Source organism: Pseudoalteromonas marina, from assembly GCF_000238335.3.
Lineage (GTDB): Bacteria > Pseudomonadota > Gammaproteobacteria > Enterobacterales > Alteromonadaceae > Pseudoalteromonas > Pseudoalteromonas marina.
Window position 1 is genome coordinate 696,273 of record NZ_AHCB03000005.1, and the last position, 17,475, is coordinate 713,747.

Genomic DNA, 17,475 nt, shown 5'->3' on the forward strand with positions numbered 1-17,475 from the left:
GACCAAAAATGAATAAGCAACGTGGATTTACCTTGATTGAGCTGATGATAGCGGTGGCTATTGTTGGCATTATAGCGGCGGTTGCAGTGCCCAATTATACTGAATATGTAAAACGGGCATCAAGAGCGGAAGCTGCTGCAGCACTTTTGGATACGGCTAATAAGCAAGAGCAGTTTTTTGTTGATAACCGTGAATACACAGAAACATTTGCAGACTTAGGACTTCAAGATAAAACCGAAAATGGACATTTTGAATTATCCATTGATGTCGTCGATGGTAATGCATTTACAATAAAAGCAAAGCCAATAGCTGGTGCTGTAAAAGGTGATAACGACTGCAAGGAGTTATCTGTTACCGATACAGGTCTAAAAGGCGCTAAAGGTGCTAAAGGTAACTCAGATATTGACTATTGCTGGGGCCGTTGAGTTTAATTTTTTTGACACTTATCGGTTGATTTAATTCTTATTCTGCCAGTTTGGCTCACCGACAAAGCCAACCCTTCGAGGTTGGCTTTTTCATTTGGGCAGTAAACAAACGTCCCATTTTGAAAGCCGTTTAATGAGCCATCAGGGCGAAACGTGATTGCAGTGCGAGGGTATTCAAGCGCATCAGCCTCATTTATTCTTTCAAAGGTACTAAGTAACAATTCATCGTCATCTAATGTTGTTGATTTATCTAGATCGATAAACAAAGACATTTGACCATCCCATTCATCTTTTGAGCATTCGCCTTCGTTTAACGAGCAAAGAGTAACGTAAGTACTATTTTCAATTGCGTAAAGTCGACCATAATTGATAGTTCGGTGCAGAAGGTTAACGTGGTTCTCTAGCCGGTTTTTTGCTAGAAATTCTGGGTAGTACCACATAGAGATTTGACTGATAATGCTTACAACAGCGAGTGTAAGCATTAATTCAAGAAGCGTGATTCCTTTACATTTCGATATTGATAACCTCATCCCTGAAGTCCTAAATTGATTATCTTTTAATTTAGTTTAGTAAATGAATAAAATATGACAAGCTAAATTGATTGTTTTTTAACCGCAGGTTTTTGCACTATCACCTAAATAAAACGCCGTACCAGATTGAGAAACGCTGAGTGCTTTATTGTTATCTGTGCCGTTGTTAGGACAAAAAACAAACTCTCCTGGGTTTGTTGTAATTCGACCACTGGTATTAAACCGTAGCCGCCTTGAGTTACCTGTAAATTTAACTTTATCTTCCAGGCTAATTTTTTCCATAACGCGTAATAATGAGTCGGTGGATTTGTTGTAGTGGCCACTGTTATCAGAGTCGATAAAAACAATAATAATTTTATTCCTATCCCATCGGTTTCGGCATTGCATATTATCGTTTTGGTTTTTTACTTCACCATGTTGCGCTGCACATATTACAACTATTTCATCGGTGCTTGCAGCTTGAGAACGCGCGTAGCTAATGTTTCTTTTCAGCTCAAGTAAAAAGTTTTCAGCACGGTTTTCTTCTAACATGTCGCTACTATTCCAAAAAGCGATAGATGCTATAATGCCAACAATTGCGACGGTTACCATTAATTCTAAAAGTGTGAATCCTGATTGTTTAATCTTCATAACGATCTCATTTACAGCTAATTTTTATATTACGATTCTTATATGGCCAAAATTATATCATGGCTGATTAATTTATCACCGTAATTCAATTGCTTTGTTTGCTATGAACCTTATGATTGTCTAAAATCGTGGCATCTAAGGCTTTAAAAAGTAATTAATATGAAAAAAATAGAAGCAATTATAAAACCGTTTAAACTTGATGATGTACGCGAGGCGCTGTCAGAGGTGGGCATTAACGGCATGACCGTGAGTGAAGTAAAAGGCTTTGGTCGTCAAAAAGGGCACACTGAGCTTTATCGTGGTGCTGAATATATGGTTGATTTTTTGCCAAAAGTGAAGCTTGATATAGTACTTGCTGACGAAAGTGTAGATCGCGCGATTGAAGTTATTGTTAAAACTGCACAAACCGGAAAAATTGGTGACGGTAAAATATTTGTCACTGAGGTTGAGCGTGTAGTTCGTATTCGTACCGCAGAAGAAGACGAAGACGCAATCTAATTTAAGCTTAAATAGCTTAGGCAGTAAAAAGGCGCTTTAAAGCGCCTTTTTTGTATTTACTGTGTTCTTTTATTCAGCGCTTGTGCTTTTTTAGCGTTTTGACTTAATTCGGTTAAACCTAATTTTTCATAGCTTTTTTGCATCATATCAAGGGCTGCATTTAAATAACTACTTTGCGAGTAGTGTTCAACTACAAATTTACCACGGTTAGCAGCTGCTAAGTACGCTTCGCGCTCATAGTAGTATGTAGCTACTTTTAGCTCGTAACGTGCCATTCGGTTTAATAACCATACTAAACGACGTTTTGCTTCTGGTGCGTAACCGCTTTGTGGAAAACGTTTTACAAGCGTTGATAAATCAGTAAAAGCAACGCGGGTTCTGTTCGCATCCCTGTCTGCTCTATCAATACCAAAGTATTCTTGGAACGCGTTTTTGTCTGCTTTAATATTTACCAAACCACGCATGTAATACATGTAATCTAGATCTTTATGATTTGGATTCAAACGGATAAAACGGTCAATGGTTGCTAATGCTTGTTCAGTGTTACCCGACTGGTAATGAGCATACACTAAATCCATTTGCACTTGTTTTGAAAATGGCCCAAATGGGTAGCGCGAATCAATCGCTGATAAAAGCTCAATTGCACGGGCATATAAACCTGAATCTAGTGTTTCTTTTGCATCTTCGTATAAAGCTTGTGCTGATCTATTTGGTACACGTTGAATGTCTTCTTGGTCAGGTGCTGACGAACAGGCACCTAAACTAAGTACCGAAACTGAAAAAACGATGGCAAATGCACGTTTCCCTATTTTATTTATCATTTTATTTGTTACCTTCGATGTCTTCGGCTAGGCCAAGTCGGTAAAACCGAGTAAACTATACGTATTATATTATGCTTTTATTAAAAGCGATTCTAACCCAGTCGAGCAAAGCTTGCACTGGTAAATTGGGTAAAGTTACGAATGACAGAGCAAATTTCTCTTCAAGCCGAGGTTCCAACCGACTTAGGTGGTAAACGTCTAGACCAAGTATTAGCGCAATTGTTCCCTGATTATTCACGTTCACGTATAAAAACTTGGATTTTGGATGATAAAATCACCGTTGATGGCGAAATATTAAACACACCGCGTACAAAACTGTTAGGCGGTGAAGTGTTAAATGTTGAAACAACCATTGAAGCACCGCGTGAATACCTTGCACAAAATATCGACTTAAACATTGTTTATGAAGATGACCATATTTTAGTTATTAATAAACCTATGGGATTAGTGGTTCATCCTGGTGCTGGTAACCCAGATGGCACAGTGCTTAATGCATTATTACACCATTACCCTGACATTATTAATGTGCCACGAGCAGGTATTGTGCACCGCTTAGATAAAGATACAACAGGTTTAATGGTTGTTGCTAAAACAATTCAAGCGCAAACACACCTTGTTAAGGCACTACAAAAGCGTGAAAACTTCACTCGTGAATACGAAGCGCTTTGTAACGGCACTATGACAGCGGGTGGTATGGTTGAAAAACCAATTGGTCGCCATGCAACACAGCGTACTCATATGGCTGTACATGAAATGGGTAAGCCTGCCATTACTCATTACCGTGTTGCTGAAAAATTTCGTGCGCATACGCGTTTGCGCTTGCGTTTAGAAACAGGCCGTACTCACCAAATTCGTGTACACATGGCTTATTTGAACCACCCATTAATTGGTGATCAGTCATACAACGGTCGTCCGCGTCCACCAAAGGGTGCAACACCGCAATTGTTTGAACTGCTTAGAAGTTTTAAACGCCAAGCGTTACATGCGGTAAAACTAAGTATTGCGCATCCAATCACGGGCGAAATGATGACGTGGCAAGCACCTATTCCAGATGATATGGTAGAAATGACGTTAGCACTTCGTGAAGATACTCAGGCTAACCCAGATATAGATAGATAATGCAGTTGCTATCAGCAACATGGCAAAGCCTTCATAATGTGAGTACCCTCAGTACCACACGTGAAGGCGGCGTATCAAAGGCACCCTATAACAGTTTAAATTTGGGGCTTCATGTTAATGATAGCCAAGCTAACGTTTTAAAAAATCGCTCAGTATTAAATAACTTCCTTCCAAATCCAGCTATCTGGCTAAATCAAATTCACAGCGCAGATGTAATTACAGTTGATCAGCAGTTTGATTTTAATAAATTACATAATGCCGATGCACTCTATACGCGCCTAGTTGATCAACCTTTGGCTATAATGACTGCCGATTGCCTACCTATATTGCTTGCAAGTAATGATGGGACTGAGGTAGCAGCTATTCACGGCGGCTGGCGAGGGCTAAAGCAAGGTATTATTCAAAATGCACTTAAATGCTTTAACGCTAAACCAGAAAATATATATGCTTGGCTTGGTCCGGCAATAGGGCCGGATCAGTTTGAGGTTGGTGTAGAGGTTTTTGAAGCATTTAATAATCAATCGCCTTTATTCTCAGATGCATTCAAGCCGCATCTCAATAACAAGTATTATGCTGATATATACGGTATAGCGCGTACTTTATTATCGCAGTTAGGGGTAATAACTATTGCTGGTGGTGAGTACTGTACAGTTTCTCAATCACATTTATTTTTCTCTTATAGAAGAGATGGGCAAACAGGGCGAATGGCTAGTTTGATCTGGCGCAAGTAATTAAACATTTAGCGAATATATTTTCTTTCGTACCTTGAACAAATCGTGCAACATACCCATTTATTAATCAATTAGATTTTTTAATAGGTAACCCCTCATGCGTTTAGATAGATTTACAAGTAAATTTCAATCTGCGCTTTCTGATGCGCAATCACTTGCCCTTGGCCGCGATCATCAATTTATTGAACCCGTTCACCTAATGTATGCACTCCTCCAACAGAGTGGTTCAAGCGTTCGTGCCTTGTTTGCTCAAACAGGTGTAAGTGCCGATGAGCTTAATACAAAGTTATCCCAAGAAATAGAAAAGCTATTCAAAGTTGAAGGGGTTGGGGGCGATGTACAGTTATCTAATAATATGGCTACGCTTATAAATTTATGTGATAAGTACGCTCAAAAGCGCAAAGATAAATTTATTTCTAGTGAGTTATTTGTTCTTGCTGCGTGTGATGACAAAGGCCCGCTTGGGGATATTTTGAGATCGCTTAATATCACTGCAACAAAAATAGAAAGCGCCATAAAAGCAATCCGTGGGGGTCAAAAAGTTGATGATCCGAATGCGGAAGAAACGCGCCAAGCTTTAGAAAAATATACGATTGATTTAACCGAGCGTGCAGAGCAAGGCAAGCTTGACCCCGTTATAGGTCGAGACGACGAAATACGCCGTACTATCCAGGTATTACAGCGCAGAACTAAAAACAACCCGGTACTTATTGGCGAGCCTGGGGTGGGTAAAACCGCCATAGCAGAAGGCTTAGCGCAGCGTATTATTAATGGTGAAGTACCAGAGGGATTAAAAAATAAACGTGTATTGTCACTTGATTTAGGAGCCTTGGTTGCTGGTGCTAAATTTAGAGGTGAATTTGAAGAGCGTTTAAAATCGGTTTTAAACGAGTTGGCTAAAGAAGAAGGCCAAGTCATCTTATTTATTGATGAAATTCATACCATTGTAGGTGCAGGTAAAAGCGATGGCGCAATGGATGCAGGCAATATGCTTAAGCCAGCGCTCGCACGTGGCGAGCTGCATTGTGTAGGGGCAACCACACTAGACGAATACCGTAAATACATAGAAAAAGATGCAGCCCTTGAGCGCCGTTTTCAAAAAGTATTAATCGAAGAGCCTTCAGTTGAAGACACTATTGCAATATTGCGTGGTTTAAAAGAACGTTATGAACTGCACCACTCAGTTGAAATCACCGACCCTGCAATTGTTGCTGCCGCGCAGTTATCGCATCGTTATATTAGCGACCGCCAGCTTCCCGATAAAGCAATAGATTTAATTGATGAAGCAGGTTCTTCTATTCGTTTGCAAATTGATTCGAAGCCTGAGTCATTGGACAAGCTTGAACGCCGCATTATTCAGTTAAAACTTGAAGATAATGCTCTCGCTAAAGAAAAAGATGAGGCAAGTCAAAAGCGCCGCAGTGAAATGCAAGAGCTTATAACCGATCTTGACGGCCAATACCGCGAACTCGATGAAATTTGGAATGCAGAAAAAGCATCACTGCAAGGTACGCAAGTAATTAAAGCTGAGCTTGAGCAAGCTCGGCTCGACTTAGACGTTGCTCGCAGAGCAAGTGATTTACAGCGCATGTCTGAGTTGCAATATGGTCGTATACCCGAGCTTGAACGCAAATTAGACTTAGCGTCACAAGCCGAAATGCAAGACATGACGCTGCTTAAAAACCAAGTAGGCGAAGATGAAATTGCAGAGATACTCTCTCGTTGGACTGGTATTCCAGTGTCACGCATGCTGCAAGGTGAACGTGAAAAACTGCTGCAAATGGAAGATAGATTGCACAGTAAAGTAATAGGGCAAGACGAGGCAGTTGTTGCGGTGTCTAACGCTATTCGTCGCTCCCGAGCAGGGCTTGCTGATCCAAACCGACCGATTGGCTCATTTTTGTTTTTAGGGCCAACAGGCGTAGGTAAAACAGAGCTTACAAAAGCCCTTGCTGGGTTTATGTTTGACACAGAAGATGCCATGGTGCGTATCGATATGTCTGAGTTTATGGAAAAACATTCTGTTGCCCGTTTAGTAGGTGCGCCTCCTGGGTACGTAGGGTATGAAGAAGGGGGCTACTTAACAGAAGCTGTTCGCCGTAAGCCATACTCGGTCATATTGCTTGATGAAATAGAAAAAGCACACCCTGACGTGTTCAATATTTTATTACAAGTACTTGATGATGGTAGGCTAACCGACGGACAAGGGCGTACTGTTGATTTTAAAAATACCGTAATCATCATGACCTCAAATTTAGGTTCAGATATTATTCAAGAGCAGGCGGGTAATAATGATTACGCAACACTTAAATCAAAAGTAATGGATGTATTGATCAGTGAATTCAGACCTGAGTTTATAAACCGCATTGACGAAACCGTGGTATTTCATCCGCTAGCGAATCAGCACATTAAAGAGATTGCTGATATTCAGTTAATGAAGTTACGTGAACGTTTAACTGAGATGGGGTACTTACTAGAAATTAGCGATGCGGCGCTCGATACTATTGCTGCAAGTGGGTTTGATCCTGTATACGGCGCACGTCCATTAAAGCGGGCCATTCAACAAACAATTGAAAATCCGTTGGCGCAAAAGTTACTTAATGGTGATTATATTCCGGGATGTGTCATTGTTATTGATGCTGGCAGTGATGGGTTAGTATTTACTAGCCGGTAAATAATTATAAAAACCGCTTAGTTGCCTATCTCCTGAAACTAAGCGGTTTTTTAACCTATAATGTTTATACTTTAAAAGTTAATAGCAAGTCATTTACTTTTCGTGAGCCTTCAACCAGTTCTGCTGCACCTTTAGCTACTTCAAAGCTTAAACTCAAATTGTTATCGCCAAAGGCTTTAATATCAGTCACATTGTTGCTGATATCGTTACTTACCATTTGTTGCTCTTCTGCTGCAGACGATATTTGAATGGCTAAATGCGATATTTCACTAATTTGAGAAAAGATACCTTCTAGCTCCACTTGCGTTTTTTCTGTGGTAATTACGCAATTATCGGCTTGCTCTTTTGTGTCTTGCATCACTTTTGACCAGCTAAATAAAGTATCTTGTATTTCTTTTATTGAGCTGTGAATTTGTGTTGTAGCACTTTGTGTACGAGACGATAAAGTTCTTACTTCATCGGCAACGACAGCAAACCCTCTGCCATGCTCACCCGCTCTAGCTGCTTCTATTGCTGCGTTAAGTGCAAGTAGGTTTGTTTGATCTGCAATGCCTTCTATTTCACTCATTACCTGACCAATCTTATCAGCTTCTGAGGCCAAGCTACTTGCGGTGGTTGCTGCATGCTCAACTTGCACTGCTAGTTCAGAAATCATATTACTATTATCAGCAATGTGTATTTTGATTTCAGAGCAACTGCTATGCGTTGCGTTTACTTTATCTGCCGTTTCAGCAGTGTTTACTGAAATTTCGCCAATGGTCGATCCCATTTGAGTCATGGCAGATGCAATCTGTTCCAAGCGCTCACCCTGAGAAGCAATTCCTTGCTCTGTAAGTGTTGATTGTTTGTCTAAATTAGTCGCAATACTATTAAAGCTAAGAGTTGAGTCTTTCATACGCCCAAGAACAGTTCGTAACTTGGCATTTAGCAGTTGTTCTTTGAAGTCACTAACGCTATGGGCTGTGGTGCCGCTGTAAATATAGCGAGAAACAGAGTCCGATTTAGCTTTATGCTCACGCAATATTTTTGGGGTTGCAACAAGCTCATCGTAATTTAGGGCGATTACCAATATACAAACAATAACGTTAAGTAAAGCAATGGCTATTGGAGCAAATACTAAAGAGCTTATTAACCAAAGTAACACACACGCTATGGTGATACTCTGCCTAACTCCAGTTTGTTCGCGAATACTGAACAATGATTTATTAGCATTAAGGGTGTTGTATAAGCTTTGCGCTTTATTTTTGAGTGCTTGACTCGGTTTTGTTCTTACTGATTGGTAGCCAACCAGCTGGCCATGTTCAAAAATTGGCGTAACAAAAGCGTCAACCCAATAGTAACGGCCATCTTTACAGCGATTTTTTACCATGCCGCGCCAAGAGTGACCTTGTTTTAATGTTTCCCACATTTCTTTGAACGCTGCTTTAGGCATATCTGGGTGGCGAACTATATTATGGTTTTTGCCAACAAGCTCTTGTATTGAGTAACCAGCAACTGTACAAAATTCTGTATTAGCGTAGGTAATAACACCGCGTAAATCGGTTGTTGAAACAAGCTCTTGTGACTCATCAAAATGAACTTCTTCATTAATTAGTGTTTTATTACTGTGCATTGCATTCACTATCATCCTTTTTAATTAACTGAAGTATATTCAGTTATTTACACAAAGCAAAATTAAAGCTCGATTATGTTTATATTGACGATGAATTGAATGCTTTATTGATCTATATCAAGATTTCTGTGGTTAATAACGTCAGCGAAATAAAATTGAATTCTTTAATCGAAATAACAGGTCTCCTATCCGCATTGGTTTAATGCTTCATTGCATACCGTGTTATTAGTAAATACCTTCGTAAAGCAATTGTATAAAGTAAATAGCAATGGCAAGATTACAACATAATTTTACGAAGATAGTTAAATCAAGCGTATGCTCAAATTAGGGATTTTAAGACTAATTGAAAAAACTAAGTGGTTCTTAACAATTTAATCTTGAGTAATCGGTAATTAGCCCCCATAACCGTATGATTACGCCACGTGGCCCGAGGAAATATTTTTGACAACACAAGATCTAACAAATGCGCTTAACGCGTTATCGACTGGTGAACACCAAAACGCAATTAAAGGCATTAAACGTGGCATTGAACGAGAGTCGCTAAGAATACAAAGCAACGGTGCTATATCTCCTACAGGTCATCCTAAAGGGGTAGGGAGTGCACTAACCAATGGTCATATAACGACTGACTTTTCTGAATCTTTACTTGAATTTATTACACCGGTTAGCGAGTCATCAACGCAAACATTAAAGCAGCTGCGCGATCTTCAAAAGTTCACGCTTGAAAATATGGGTGACGAACTGCTTTGGCCTATCAGTATGCCGTGCTTCATCAACCACCAAGACGATATCGTACTTGCTCAGTTTGGTAGCTCGAATATAGGCAAAATGAAGACGCTTTACCGTGAAGGGCTAAAAAATCGATACGGGAGTATGATGCAGGCTATTGCTGGCGTGCATTTTAATATCTCTTTTCCAGAGTCACTTTGGAAGTCTCTGCACTCGTTAAAGCAAAGTAATGCGAGCTTGCAGGATTTTATATCTGATGGTTATTTATCGCTGATAAGAAACTTCAAACGCGAGCTGTGGCTTATTAGTTATATGTTTGGCGCATCGCCTGCCCTGTGTAACTCATTTTTGCAGGGTCGTAAAACAGATTTACCGTTTAAAAAATTAGGTAAAGGTACCTTGTACTTAGAGGTCGGCACTGCATTGCGTTTAGGTAACTTAGGTTACACAAACAGCGCACAATCGTCCTTGCGTGTCATGTATAACTCGCTTGATGAATATGTTGCTGGTTTGAAAAAGGCCATCAATACGCCATCAGATATATACAGCGACATTGACGACTACACTAGCGAACAGCCAAAACAGTTAAATAAAAATATTCTGCAAATAGAAAATGAATTTTATTCGCCAATTCGCCCTAAACGTAATGCGAACAGTGGTGAGACGCCAACAGATGCACTATTGAGAGCGGGTATAGAATATGTTGAAATTCGTGCTCTAGATGTAAACCCATTTAGTGAAGTGGGTATCGATATAGAGCAAATTCACTTTTTAGATGTATTTTTAACGTATTGCTTATTAAAAGATTCACCAAACATGGATTGGAAAGAACAGGCTCGCAGTACTGAAAATTTAGATGCGGTTGTAAATCAGGGGAGAGAGCAAGGGTTGATGCTCAACGATAATAATACTCCGCGTAGCCTGCAATCTTGGGGGAATCAAATATTTGCTCAATTGACTGATGTTGCAAAATGGATGGATAAAGCTTACGGCGTAAGTTATTACTCTGAAACAATTGAGCGAATGAGTATGTGGGTTAATGATCCTTCGCTTACTTACTCTGGGCGATATGTAGCAAAATTAAAAGAGTCAGGTTTAGACAATGGTCACTTTGCCTTAGACTTAGCAAACCAGTATAAGCAAAGCCACATAGACACAGATTACAGTGAGTTTTTAAAGCCGTGGCTCGAGCAGCAAGTTGAGCAGTCAAATGAAGCGCAGCGTAATATAGAAAATGCAGATGCGCAGTCGTTTACAGCGTTTTTAGATGAGTATTTTCATAAAAACTGATACCCAACATGCACAAAAAAAACGCAGCCTAATATGGCTGCGTAAATAATATTCAGGGATGAAACAATGCTATACGGCTGCATTAATCACTACGACCGACACTTCTTATAAAAGTTCAGTGAGAACACAAAAAATGAACAAAAAAGCACTTATTTTATCTCTCACTCTCGCTTTATCCCTTGCCGGGTGTGCTACAGCGCCACCTAAACAGCCAAATGATCTTTGCAAAATTTTTGAAGAAAAGCCTGATTGGTATTTTGATGCAAAAGACGCGCAAGACAAGTGGGGCTCTCCGAAACATGTACTCATGAGCATGATGTATCAAGAAAGTTCGTTTAAGCACGATGCAGCTCCGCCTATGGAATATTTTTTATGGATTATACCAACAGGTAGAGCAAGCTCAGCCTACGGTTATTCACAAGCTAAAACGCCTACTTGGGCTGATTACGTTCGTGAAACAGGTAACAGCGGGGCAGATAGGGATGACTTTGATGATGCAATCGACTTTATGGCGTGGTTTGTTTATAAAACGCATAAAGTAAACGGCATTTCAAAATGGGATGCTTACGCTCAATATCTTAATTATCATGAAGGCTGGGGCGGATATAAACGTGGCACATATAAGAAGAAAAAATGGTTAATGAGCGTAGCCAACAAAGTAAAAAATAGAGCAAGTCGTTATGGCACGCAATTAAAGCGATGTGAAGATGAGCTCGATAAAGGCTGGTTAGAGCGGTTATTTACTTAATCGCACAACAGCGTGAATAAGGAGCCTTATGGCTCCTTATTTGTTATTGACGAGTACGTTTTTTAGGTTGTATTTTAACCTGTTTAATCATGTTTTCTTTTACTTCGAGTACTTCTAATGGGTATCCCGCAATACGTAAACTGATATTTGCGTCAGGAATATCTTCTAAATATTCAACAATTAAGCCGCTTAATGTTTTAGGGCCATCAAGAGGAAAGTCCCATTCCATTTCTTTATTTAAGTCACGGACGTTTGCGCCACCATCTACAATAAACGAGCCATCAGGTTGCGTTGTCACTTCTTCACTTGGCGTACGTGTTTGAGTGGTCGTGAAATCGCCCACCACCTCTTCTAAAATGTCTTCAAGGGTCACTAGGCCTTGAATATCGCCGTATTCATCAACAACTATGCCAATTCGCTCTTTTGATTGTTGAAACTTAAACAGTTGTGTATTTAACGATGTGCCTTCGGGGATAAAGTAAATTTCGCGAACTGCACGCAATAGTGAAGGTTTATCAAATTGCTCTTTTGTTAAAAGTCGCAGCGCATCACGTGAGTGAATAAAACCGACTGCATCATCAATATTATCGCGATACAACAAAACACGTGTATGTTGCGCATGTGTTAGCTGGCGGCTAATTACTTTCCAATCGTCGTTTATATCAATCGCCACAATTTCGTTACGTGGAATCATAATATCTTCAACAGTAACTTGTTCTAGATCTAAGATAGAAGTCAGCATGCTTTGGTGACGAGCAGGTAATAAAGCACCTGATTCGTTCACGACTGTTTTTAATTCTTCTTTGCTCATGCTGTGCTCATCGATTTGAGCTGCACTAATACCAAATAAACGTAATATGCCGTTAGTTAGCCAGTTAACAACTACAACAAACGGAAACATGATTTTCAGCAAGCCTTTAAGTATCACTGAGCTTGGAAAGGCTACTTTTTCAGGGTAAAGGGCTGCGAGTGTTTTAGGTGTTACTTCAGCAAATATAAGCACAACCAAGGTAAGTACACCAGTTGCTATTGCGATACCTAAATCACCGTATAGGCGGATACCTATAATAGTGGCAACTTGAGCTGCGGCTATATTTACTAGGTTGTTACCAATTAAAATGAGGCCAATAAGCCTATCGGGACGGCTAAGTAATTTACTGACTCGTTTAGCTGCGCGGTGATCTTGCTTTGCAAGATGTCGCAGGCGTATACGATTGATTGACATAATCCCAGTTTCAGAACCAGAAAAATAAGCAGAAAAAAGTACCAATAATCCTAATGTGATAAACAGGGTACTTGTCGATATGTCGTCCAACGATGGATCCTTTTTTTATAAATCAATGCGTATTAAGCTAGAGTGAGCAACTAGAGTCAAGTTAAAACTTGTTTAGTACGACTTCTTGTACAAAACGGCTGCCAAAATAAGCTAATGTGAGGACAAATGCTGCAACCATGATGGTAATTACCACAGGTTTACCACGCCAGCCTTGTTTAATATGGCCAAGAGCGACTACAACAAAAATAGCCCATGCCACCAACGAAAGTATGGTTTTATGGATAAACTCTTTGGCAAACATGCCATCGAGAAATACAAATCCGCACACGAGTGCAATTGTAAGCAGCGCAGTACCAAGATTAAGCAGTTGATAAAGCTGGCGCTCAACAACCATCAACGGAGGTAAATGGCTATGCACAATGGCGAGGTCTTTGCGCTTAAGGCGTTTATCTATAAAGTAAAATTGCACGCCGTATAAGGTTGCAATTATTAATATACAGTAAGCGAGTAAGGAAAGTGATATATGGGCAACCAAACCAAGCTCAACATCTATACTTTGCAACAATATATGATGGGGTATGAATAAGCTTGCAACAGATAAAAGCGCTGCAAAGCCATACACTACGGGCAATAATAAAGTGGCTGGAAATTTTAAGGAGACAGCTGTTACAGACACAACAATAACCCAACAGGTTAGCAGTGCGACATTTACAATGCTTAGATCTTGACCGTCAGAACGAAACACCGAGTTCACCAATAACAACATATGCGCCAATATAGCGACGGTACTCAAGATAACAGTTACTTTTTGGTTTGGGCCTTGTTTATGAAAAAGCCGTGAAAGCACGTGTGACGTCGCTAACACATAAAATAAACTGGTGATAATAGTTAAACTGATGATCAGCATTTTGCTTGGGCCACTTAATTTGAGTCAAAAAATCCTTGCAAGTACAAACGCATTGTATTTTATAGCAACGCAAATGAATAGACCTTAAAAAAGAAACTTAATTCACCGCACTTGAACACTGTATTGTCCACCACTATTTACGGTATACTGTTTTTAATTCAAATTTAATAATATCAATGTCATTAGTCGAGCTGGTAGCTAAATCGGCTGAGTAATTAAATTGGTATAACGTTTTATCGGAACCGATACATGTTTGAGAATCTCCAAGAACGATTAGGTAAAACCTTAAAAAATATCAGTGGCCGTGGCCGCCTAACAGAAGACAACATTAAAGATACTCTTCGCGAAGTGCGCATGGCCTTTTTGGAAGCCGATGTGGCTTTGCCAGTTGTTCGCGATTTTGTAAAGCAAGTTAAAGAACGTGCAGTGGGTGTTGAGGTAACTAAAAGCTTAACGCCTGGGCAAGTGTTTGTAAAAATTGTGCGTGAAGAGCTTGAAAAAGCGATGGGCGAAGCAAACGAAGAGCTGAGCTTAAACGCACAACCGCCAGCAGTTGTTATGATGGCTGGTTTGCAAGGTGCCGGTAAAACGACCAGTGTTGGTAAACTTGCTAAGTTTTTAAAAGAGCGCAAGAAAAAATCAGTGCTTGTTGTTAGTGCCGATGTTTATCGTCCTGCAGCAATAAAACAGCTTGAAACGTTAGCCACAGAAGTTGATGTAGATTTCTTTCCAAGTGATATTTCACAAAAGCCTGTTGATATTGCTACTGCGGCTATTACACACGCTAAAAAGAAATTTATTGATGTTGTATTAGTTGATACAGCGGGTCGCTTGCATGTGGATAGCGACATGATGGATGAAATTAAAGATCTTCATTCAGCTATCAACCCAATTGAAACATTATTTGTTGTTGATGCTATGACGGGTCAAGATGCGGCAAATACTGCAAAAGCATTTGACGAAGCTCTGCCACTTACTGGTGTGATATTAACTAAAACAGATGGTGACGCCCGAGGCGGTGCTGCTTTATCTATTCGTCATATTACAGGTAAACCCATTAAGTTTATGGGTGTGGGTGAACGTACAGACGCACTTGAACCTTTCCACCCTGACCGAATAGCATCGCGAATTTTAGGCATGGGTGATGTACTTTCATTAATCGAAGAAGTCGAAATGAAAGTGGATAAAGAGCAAGCTGCCAAAGTTGCCGAAAAAGTATTTAAAGGCGCAGGCTTTACGCTGGATGACTTTGCTGACCAGTTAAAGCAAATGAAAAATATGGGCGGCATGATGTCGATGCTTGATAAACTTCCTGGGATGTCTAATTTACCTGACGCGGTAAAAGGTCAGATGGGTGATAAAACCTTCATTCAAATGGAGGCTATCATCAGCTCTATGACAAAACAGGAGCGAGCTCGTCCTGAAATCATTAAAGGGTCGCGTAAAAAACGTATTGCAGCAGGTTCTGGCACACAGGTACAAGAGATCAATAAGTTGCTTAAACAATTTACGCAGATGCAAAAAATGATGAAAAAAATGAAAGGCAAAGGCGGGATGCAAAAAATGATGCGCGGTATGAAAGGCATGTTGCCACCGGGCATGATGGGCGGCGGCGGTCCAAAATTTTAGATTTTTAGTAAGCGTTGCACTTTAATTAATCACAGCGCATACAAAAAAGGAGCAAATTGCTCCTTTTTTGTTGAATAATTTATGCACTCTGTACTGCATTAACTCTAATTTTTAGCCTAGATCACGGTTTAACCTACTAAACTGGCTTTTTGCTTCACTTCTTACTTGCGTTATTGCTAAAAACTCGTACAATTCACCGGCTCCCCATACTGGGGAGTAAATCTTATTAATGAAAACAGTCAATCTATTTAGAGGACGGTATGGTAACTATTCGTTTGCAACGTGGTGGCGCTAAAAAACGCCCTTTCTATCAAATTGTGGTTGCGGATAGCCGTTTCTCGCGTGACGGTCGCTTCATCGAGAAAGTTGGTTTCTTTAACCCAATCGCTTCGGGTCAGGAAGAAAAACTTCGCTTAGATTTATCTCGTGTAGATCACTGGGTAGGTCAAGGCGCAGGTCTTTCAGATCGTGTAGCTAAATTAGTTAAAGACGCTCGTAAAGCGGCTTAATAGGCGTAAGTGTAACCATGAGTCAAGAGAACACCTCATCAATAATTGTCGTAGGAAAGCTCGGCGCCCCTTATGGTATAAAGGGCTGGCTTAAGGTACATTCATTTACTGATGATCCCGCAGGGATCTTCGATTTCAGCCCGTGGTTGATAGGGCAACAAGGTAAATGGCAGTCCTTAGAAGTGGTCGACTGGCGTCGCCACAACAAAGGCTTTATCGCTAAATTTGCGCAAGTAAACGATCGAGACGAAGCAATGGCTTATACCCATGCAGAAATCTCAATGGATGCAACGCAATTACCAGAACTACCGCAAGGTGAGTTCTATTGGCGAGATCTCATTGGCATGTCGGTTGTAACTGATAAAGGTTATAACTTAGGCACTGTTGATGACTTGATGGAGACAGGGTCAAATGATGTACTGGTTGTGAAAGCAAACAGTAAAGATGCATTTGGTCAATCGGAGCGTTTAATACCTTTTTTAACCGATTCAGTTATCAAAGATGTTAAATACGACGTAAAAGAAATTACCGTAGACTGGGATCCTGGGTTTTAATGACTCAAACTAGTTCATTGTGGGTTGGGGTGATAAGCCTTTTCCCGGACATGTTTGACGCAATTACCCAACAAGGGGTTACTGGTCGCGCAGTAAAAAATGGGTTAATTAATTTTAACTGCTGGAATCCACGTGACTATGCTTTAGATAAGCACAGAACTGTGGATGATCGTCCTTACGGGGGCGGACCAGGTATGTTAATGATGGTTAAACCATTGGAAAAAGCTATTCTTGACGCTAAAAAAGCGGCAGGTGATGGTGCTAAAGTAATTTATATGTCCCCACAAGGGCGCAAGCTTGATCAGCAAGGGGCTAGCGAACTCGCTAACTCTGACAAACTGATTTTGATTGCCGGTCGATATGAAGGTATAGATGAGAGAATAATAGAGTCATACGTTGACGAAGAATGGTCAATTGGTGATTTTATTTTGAGTGGTGGTGAACTACCTGCCATGACATTAATTGACGCAGTAGCGCGATTGGTGCCTGGCGTGTTAGGTCATAACCAATCAGCAGAGCAAGATTCATTTTCGGATGGCTTGCTAGATTGCCCTCACTACACACGACCAGAAACATTGGACGACAAACAAGTTCCTGCTGTATTACTCAGTGGTAATCACCAAGCAATAGCAAGGTGGCGGCTTAAGCAGTCATTAGGCAGAACTTGGATACGACGTCCTGACTTGTTGCATAACCTAGCTCTGACTGAGGAGCAAGCGGTATTACTCGCAGAATTTCAGCAAGAGTACCAAAAAGCTTGTGGCTAGAAGACAGTTACACCTAGGAAAGTGAG

General features: G+C 40.4%; 17 protein-coding genes. 11 read left to right on the forward strand and 6 right to left on the reverse strand.

Annotation, left to right across the window (positions count from 1 at the left end):
• Positions 1-8: 8 nt before the first annotated feature.
• Positions 9-425 carry a type IV pilin protein gene (locus tag PMAN_RS03290; protein WP_006792787.1) on the forward strand — a complete coding sequence of 139 codons (417 nt, stop codon included), beginning with the start codon at positions 9-11 and terminating at the stop codon, positions 423-425.
• 2 nt (positions 426-427) lie between these two features.
• Here the strand turns inward: PMAN_RS03290 and PMAN_RS03295 are convergent, their stop codons facing one another.
• Together PMAN_RS03295 and PMAN_RS03300 are read right to left on the reverse strand one after the other, a co-directional pair.
• On the reverse strand, positions 428-955 hold the full coding sequence (locus tag PMAN_RS03295) for a GspH/FimT family pseudopilin (RefSeq protein WP_033034931.1): 528 nt from the start codon (positions 953-955) through the stop codon (positions 428-430).
• 78 nt (positions 956-1,033) lie between these two features.
• Complete coding sequence (locus PMAN_RS03300; protein ID WP_008132542.1) at positions 1,034-1,585, reverse strand: GspH/FimT family pseudopilin; 552 nt, start codon at positions 1,583-1,585, stop codon at positions 1,034-1,036.
• Between the two features lie 159 nt (positions 1,586-1,744).
• Between PMAN_RS03300 and glnB the strand changes: the two genes are divergently transcribed.
• Positions 1,745-2,083: a nitrogen regulatory protein P-II gene (gene glnB / locus PMAN_RS03305; protein WP_006792790.1), complete on the forward strand. Its 339-nt coding sequence runs from the start codon at positions 1,745-1,747 to the stop codon at positions 2,081-2,083.
• A gap of 56 nt (positions 2,084-2,139) precedes the next feature.
• Here glnB and PMAN_RS03310 read toward each other — a convergent pair whose 3' ends face one another.
• Positions 2,140-2,904: an outer membrane protein assembly factor BamD gene (locus PMAN_RS03310; RefSeq protein WP_006792791.1), complete on the reverse strand. Its 765-nt coding sequence runs from the start codon at positions 2,902-2,904 to the stop codon at positions 2,140-2,142.
• 141 nt (positions 2,905-3,045) lie between these two features.
• Here PMAN_RS03310 and rluD point away from each other — a divergent pair, with 141 nt between their 5' ends.
• The 3 genes from rluD to clpB all read left to right on the forward strand — a co-directional run bounded on the left by rluD (position 3,046) and on the right by clpB (position 7,428).
• On the forward strand, positions 3,046-4,023 hold the full coding sequence (gene rluD / locus PMAN_RS03315; protein WP_006792792.1) for a 23S rRNA pseudouridine(1911/1915/1917) synthase RluD: 978 nt from the start codon (positions 3,046-3,048) through the stop codon (positions 4,021-4,023).
• Entirely contained in the window at positions 4,023-4,754 is a 732-nt protein-coding gene (gene pgeF, locus PMAN_RS03320; RefSeq protein ID WP_010555939.1) for a peptidoglycan editing factor PgeF, read from the forward strand. Before rluD ends, pgeF begins: the two co-directional genes overlap by 1 nt.
• Positions 4,755-4,851: 97 nt before the next feature.
• Complete coding sequence (gene clpB, locus PMAN_RS03325; protein WP_006792794.1) at positions 4,852-7,428, forward strand: ATP-dependent chaperone ClpB; 2,577 nt, start codon at positions 4,852-4,854, stop codon at positions 7,426-7,428.
• A 64-nt stretch (positions 7,429-7,492) separates the two neighbouring features.
• Here the strand turns inward: clpB and PMAN_RS03330 are convergent, their stop codons facing one another.
• Positions 7,493-9,040 (reverse strand): methyl-accepting chemotaxis protein, encoded by a 1,548-nt coding sequence (locus PMAN_RS03330; protein WP_010555940.1) that lies wholly within the window; start codon positions 9,038-9,040, stop codon positions 7,493-7,495.
• Between the two features lie 441 nt (positions 9,041-9,481).
• Here PMAN_RS03330 and gshA point away from each other — a divergent pair, with 441 nt between their 5' ends.
• Positions 9,482-11,059, forward strand: a complete 1,578-nt coding sequence (gene gshA, locus PMAN_RS03335; RefSeq protein WP_010555941.1) for a glutamate--cysteine ligase — start codon at positions 9,482-9,484, stop codon at positions 11,057-11,059.
• 133 nt (positions 11,060-11,192) lie between these two features.
• Positions 11,193-11,807, forward strand: coding sequence for a transglycosylase SLT domain-containing protein (locus PMAN_RS03340; RefSeq protein ID WP_010555942.1), 615 nt, complete (start codon positions 11,193-11,195; stop codon positions 11,805-11,807).
• A gap of 43 nt (positions 11,808-11,850) precedes the next feature.
• On the opposite strand, the gene PMAN_RS03345 is transcribed toward PMAN_RS03340, so the two are convergent.
• Positions 11,851-13,122: an HlyC/CorC family transporter gene (locus PMAN_RS03345; RefSeq protein ID WP_008132535.1), complete on the reverse strand. Its 1,272-nt coding sequence runs from the start codon at positions 13,120-13,122 to the stop codon at positions 11,851-11,853.
• A gap of 61 nt (positions 13,123-13,183) precedes the next feature.
• A complete protein-coding gene (locus PMAN_RS03350; protein WP_006792799.1) occupies positions 13,184-13,990 on the reverse strand; it encodes a cytochrome C assembly family protein in 807 nt (268 codons plus the stop codon).
• Between the two features lie 249 nt (positions 13,991-14,239).
• Between PMAN_RS03350 and ffh the strand changes: the two genes are divergently transcribed.
• The 4 genes from ffh to trmD all read left to right on the forward strand — a co-directional run bounded on the left by ffh (position 14,240) and on the right by trmD (position 17,449).
• Entirely contained in the window at positions 14,240-15,619 is a 1,380-nt protein-coding gene (gene ffh, locus PMAN_RS03355; RefSeq protein WP_006792800.1) for a signal recognition particle protein, read from the forward strand.
• A gap of 260 nt (positions 15,620-15,879) precedes the next feature.
• Positions 15,880-16,128, forward strand: coding sequence for a 30S ribosomal protein S16 (gene rpsP / locus PMAN_RS03360; protein WP_006792801.1), 249 nt, complete (start codon positions 15,880-15,882; stop codon positions 16,126-16,128).
• Positions 16,129-16,145: 17 nt separating this feature from the next.
• Positions 16,146-16,682: a ribosome maturation factor RimM gene (gene rimM / locus PMAN_RS03365; RefSeq protein ID WP_006792802.1), complete on the forward strand. Its 537-nt coding sequence runs from the start codon at positions 16,146-16,148 to the stop codon at positions 16,680-16,682.
• Complete coding sequence (gene trmD, locus PMAN_RS03370; RefSeq protein ID WP_033019178.1) at positions 16,682-17,449, forward strand: tRNA (guanosine(37)-N1)-methyltransferase TrmD; 768 nt, start codon at positions 16,682-16,684, stop codon at positions 17,447-17,449. The genes rimM and trmD overlap by 1 nt, the downstream gene beginning before the upstream one ends.
• Positions 17,450-17,475: the final 26 nt, after the last annotated feature.

Bases quoted from the DNA above. Each gene is read 5' to 3' on its own strand.
- PMAN_RS03340 (WP_010555942.1), top strand. From the start codon at position 11,193: ATGAACAAAAAAGCACTTATTTTATCTCTCACTCTCGCTTTATCCCTT.
- PMAN_RS03300 (WP_008132542.1), bottom strand. From the start codon at position 1,585: ATGAAGATTAAACAATCAGGATTCACACTTTTAGAATTAATGGTAACC.
- PMAN_RS03290 (WP_006792787.1), top strand. From the start codon at position 9: ATGAATAAGCAACGTGGATTTACCTTGATTGAGCTGATGATAGCGGTG.
- rluD (WP_006792792.1), top strand. From the start codon at position 3,046: ATGACAGAGCAAATTTCTCTTCAAGCCGAGGTTCCAACCGACTTAGGT.
- rpsP (WP_006792801.1), top strand. From the start codon at position 15,880: ATGGTAACTATTCGTTTGCAACGTGGTGGCGCTAAAAAACGCCCTTTC.
- glnB (WP_006792790.1), top strand. From the start codon at position 1,745: ATGAAAAAAATAGAAGCAATTATAAAACCGTTTAAACTTGATGATGTA.
- PMAN_RS03350 (WP_006792799.1), bottom strand. From the start codon at position 13,990: ATGCTGATCATCAGTTTAACTATTATCACCAGTTTATTTTATGTGTTA.
- clpB (WP_006792794.1), top strand. From the start codon at position 4,852: ATGCGTTTAGATAGATTTACAAGTAAATTTCAATCTGCGCTTTCTGAT.
- PMAN_RS03295 (WP_033034931.1), bottom strand. From the start codon at position 955: ATGAGGTTATCAATATCGAAATGTAAAGGAATCACGCTTCTTGAATTA.
- ffh (WP_006792800.1), top strand. From the start codon at position 14,240: ATGTTTGAGAATCTCCAAGAACGATTAGGTAAAACCTTAAAAAATATC.
- pgeF (WP_010555939.1), top strand. From the start codon at position 4,023: ATGCAGTTGCTATCAGCAACATGGCAAAGCCTTCATAATGTGAGTACC.
- rimM (WP_006792802.1), top strand. From the start codon at position 16,146: ATGAGTCAAGAGAACACCTCATCAATAATTGTCGTAGGAAAGCTCGGC.
- trmD (WP_033019178.1), top strand. From the start codon at position 16,682: ATGACTCAAACTAGTTCATTGTGGGTTGGGGTGATAAGCCTTTTCCCG.
- PMAN_RS03310 (WP_006792791.1), bottom strand. From the start codon at position 2,904: ATGATAAATAAAATAGGGAAACGTGCATTTGCCATCGTTTTTTCAGTT.
- PMAN_RS03330 (WP_010555940.1), bottom strand. From the start codon at position 9,040: ATGCACAGTAATAAAACACTAATTAATGAAGAAGTTCATTTTGATGAG.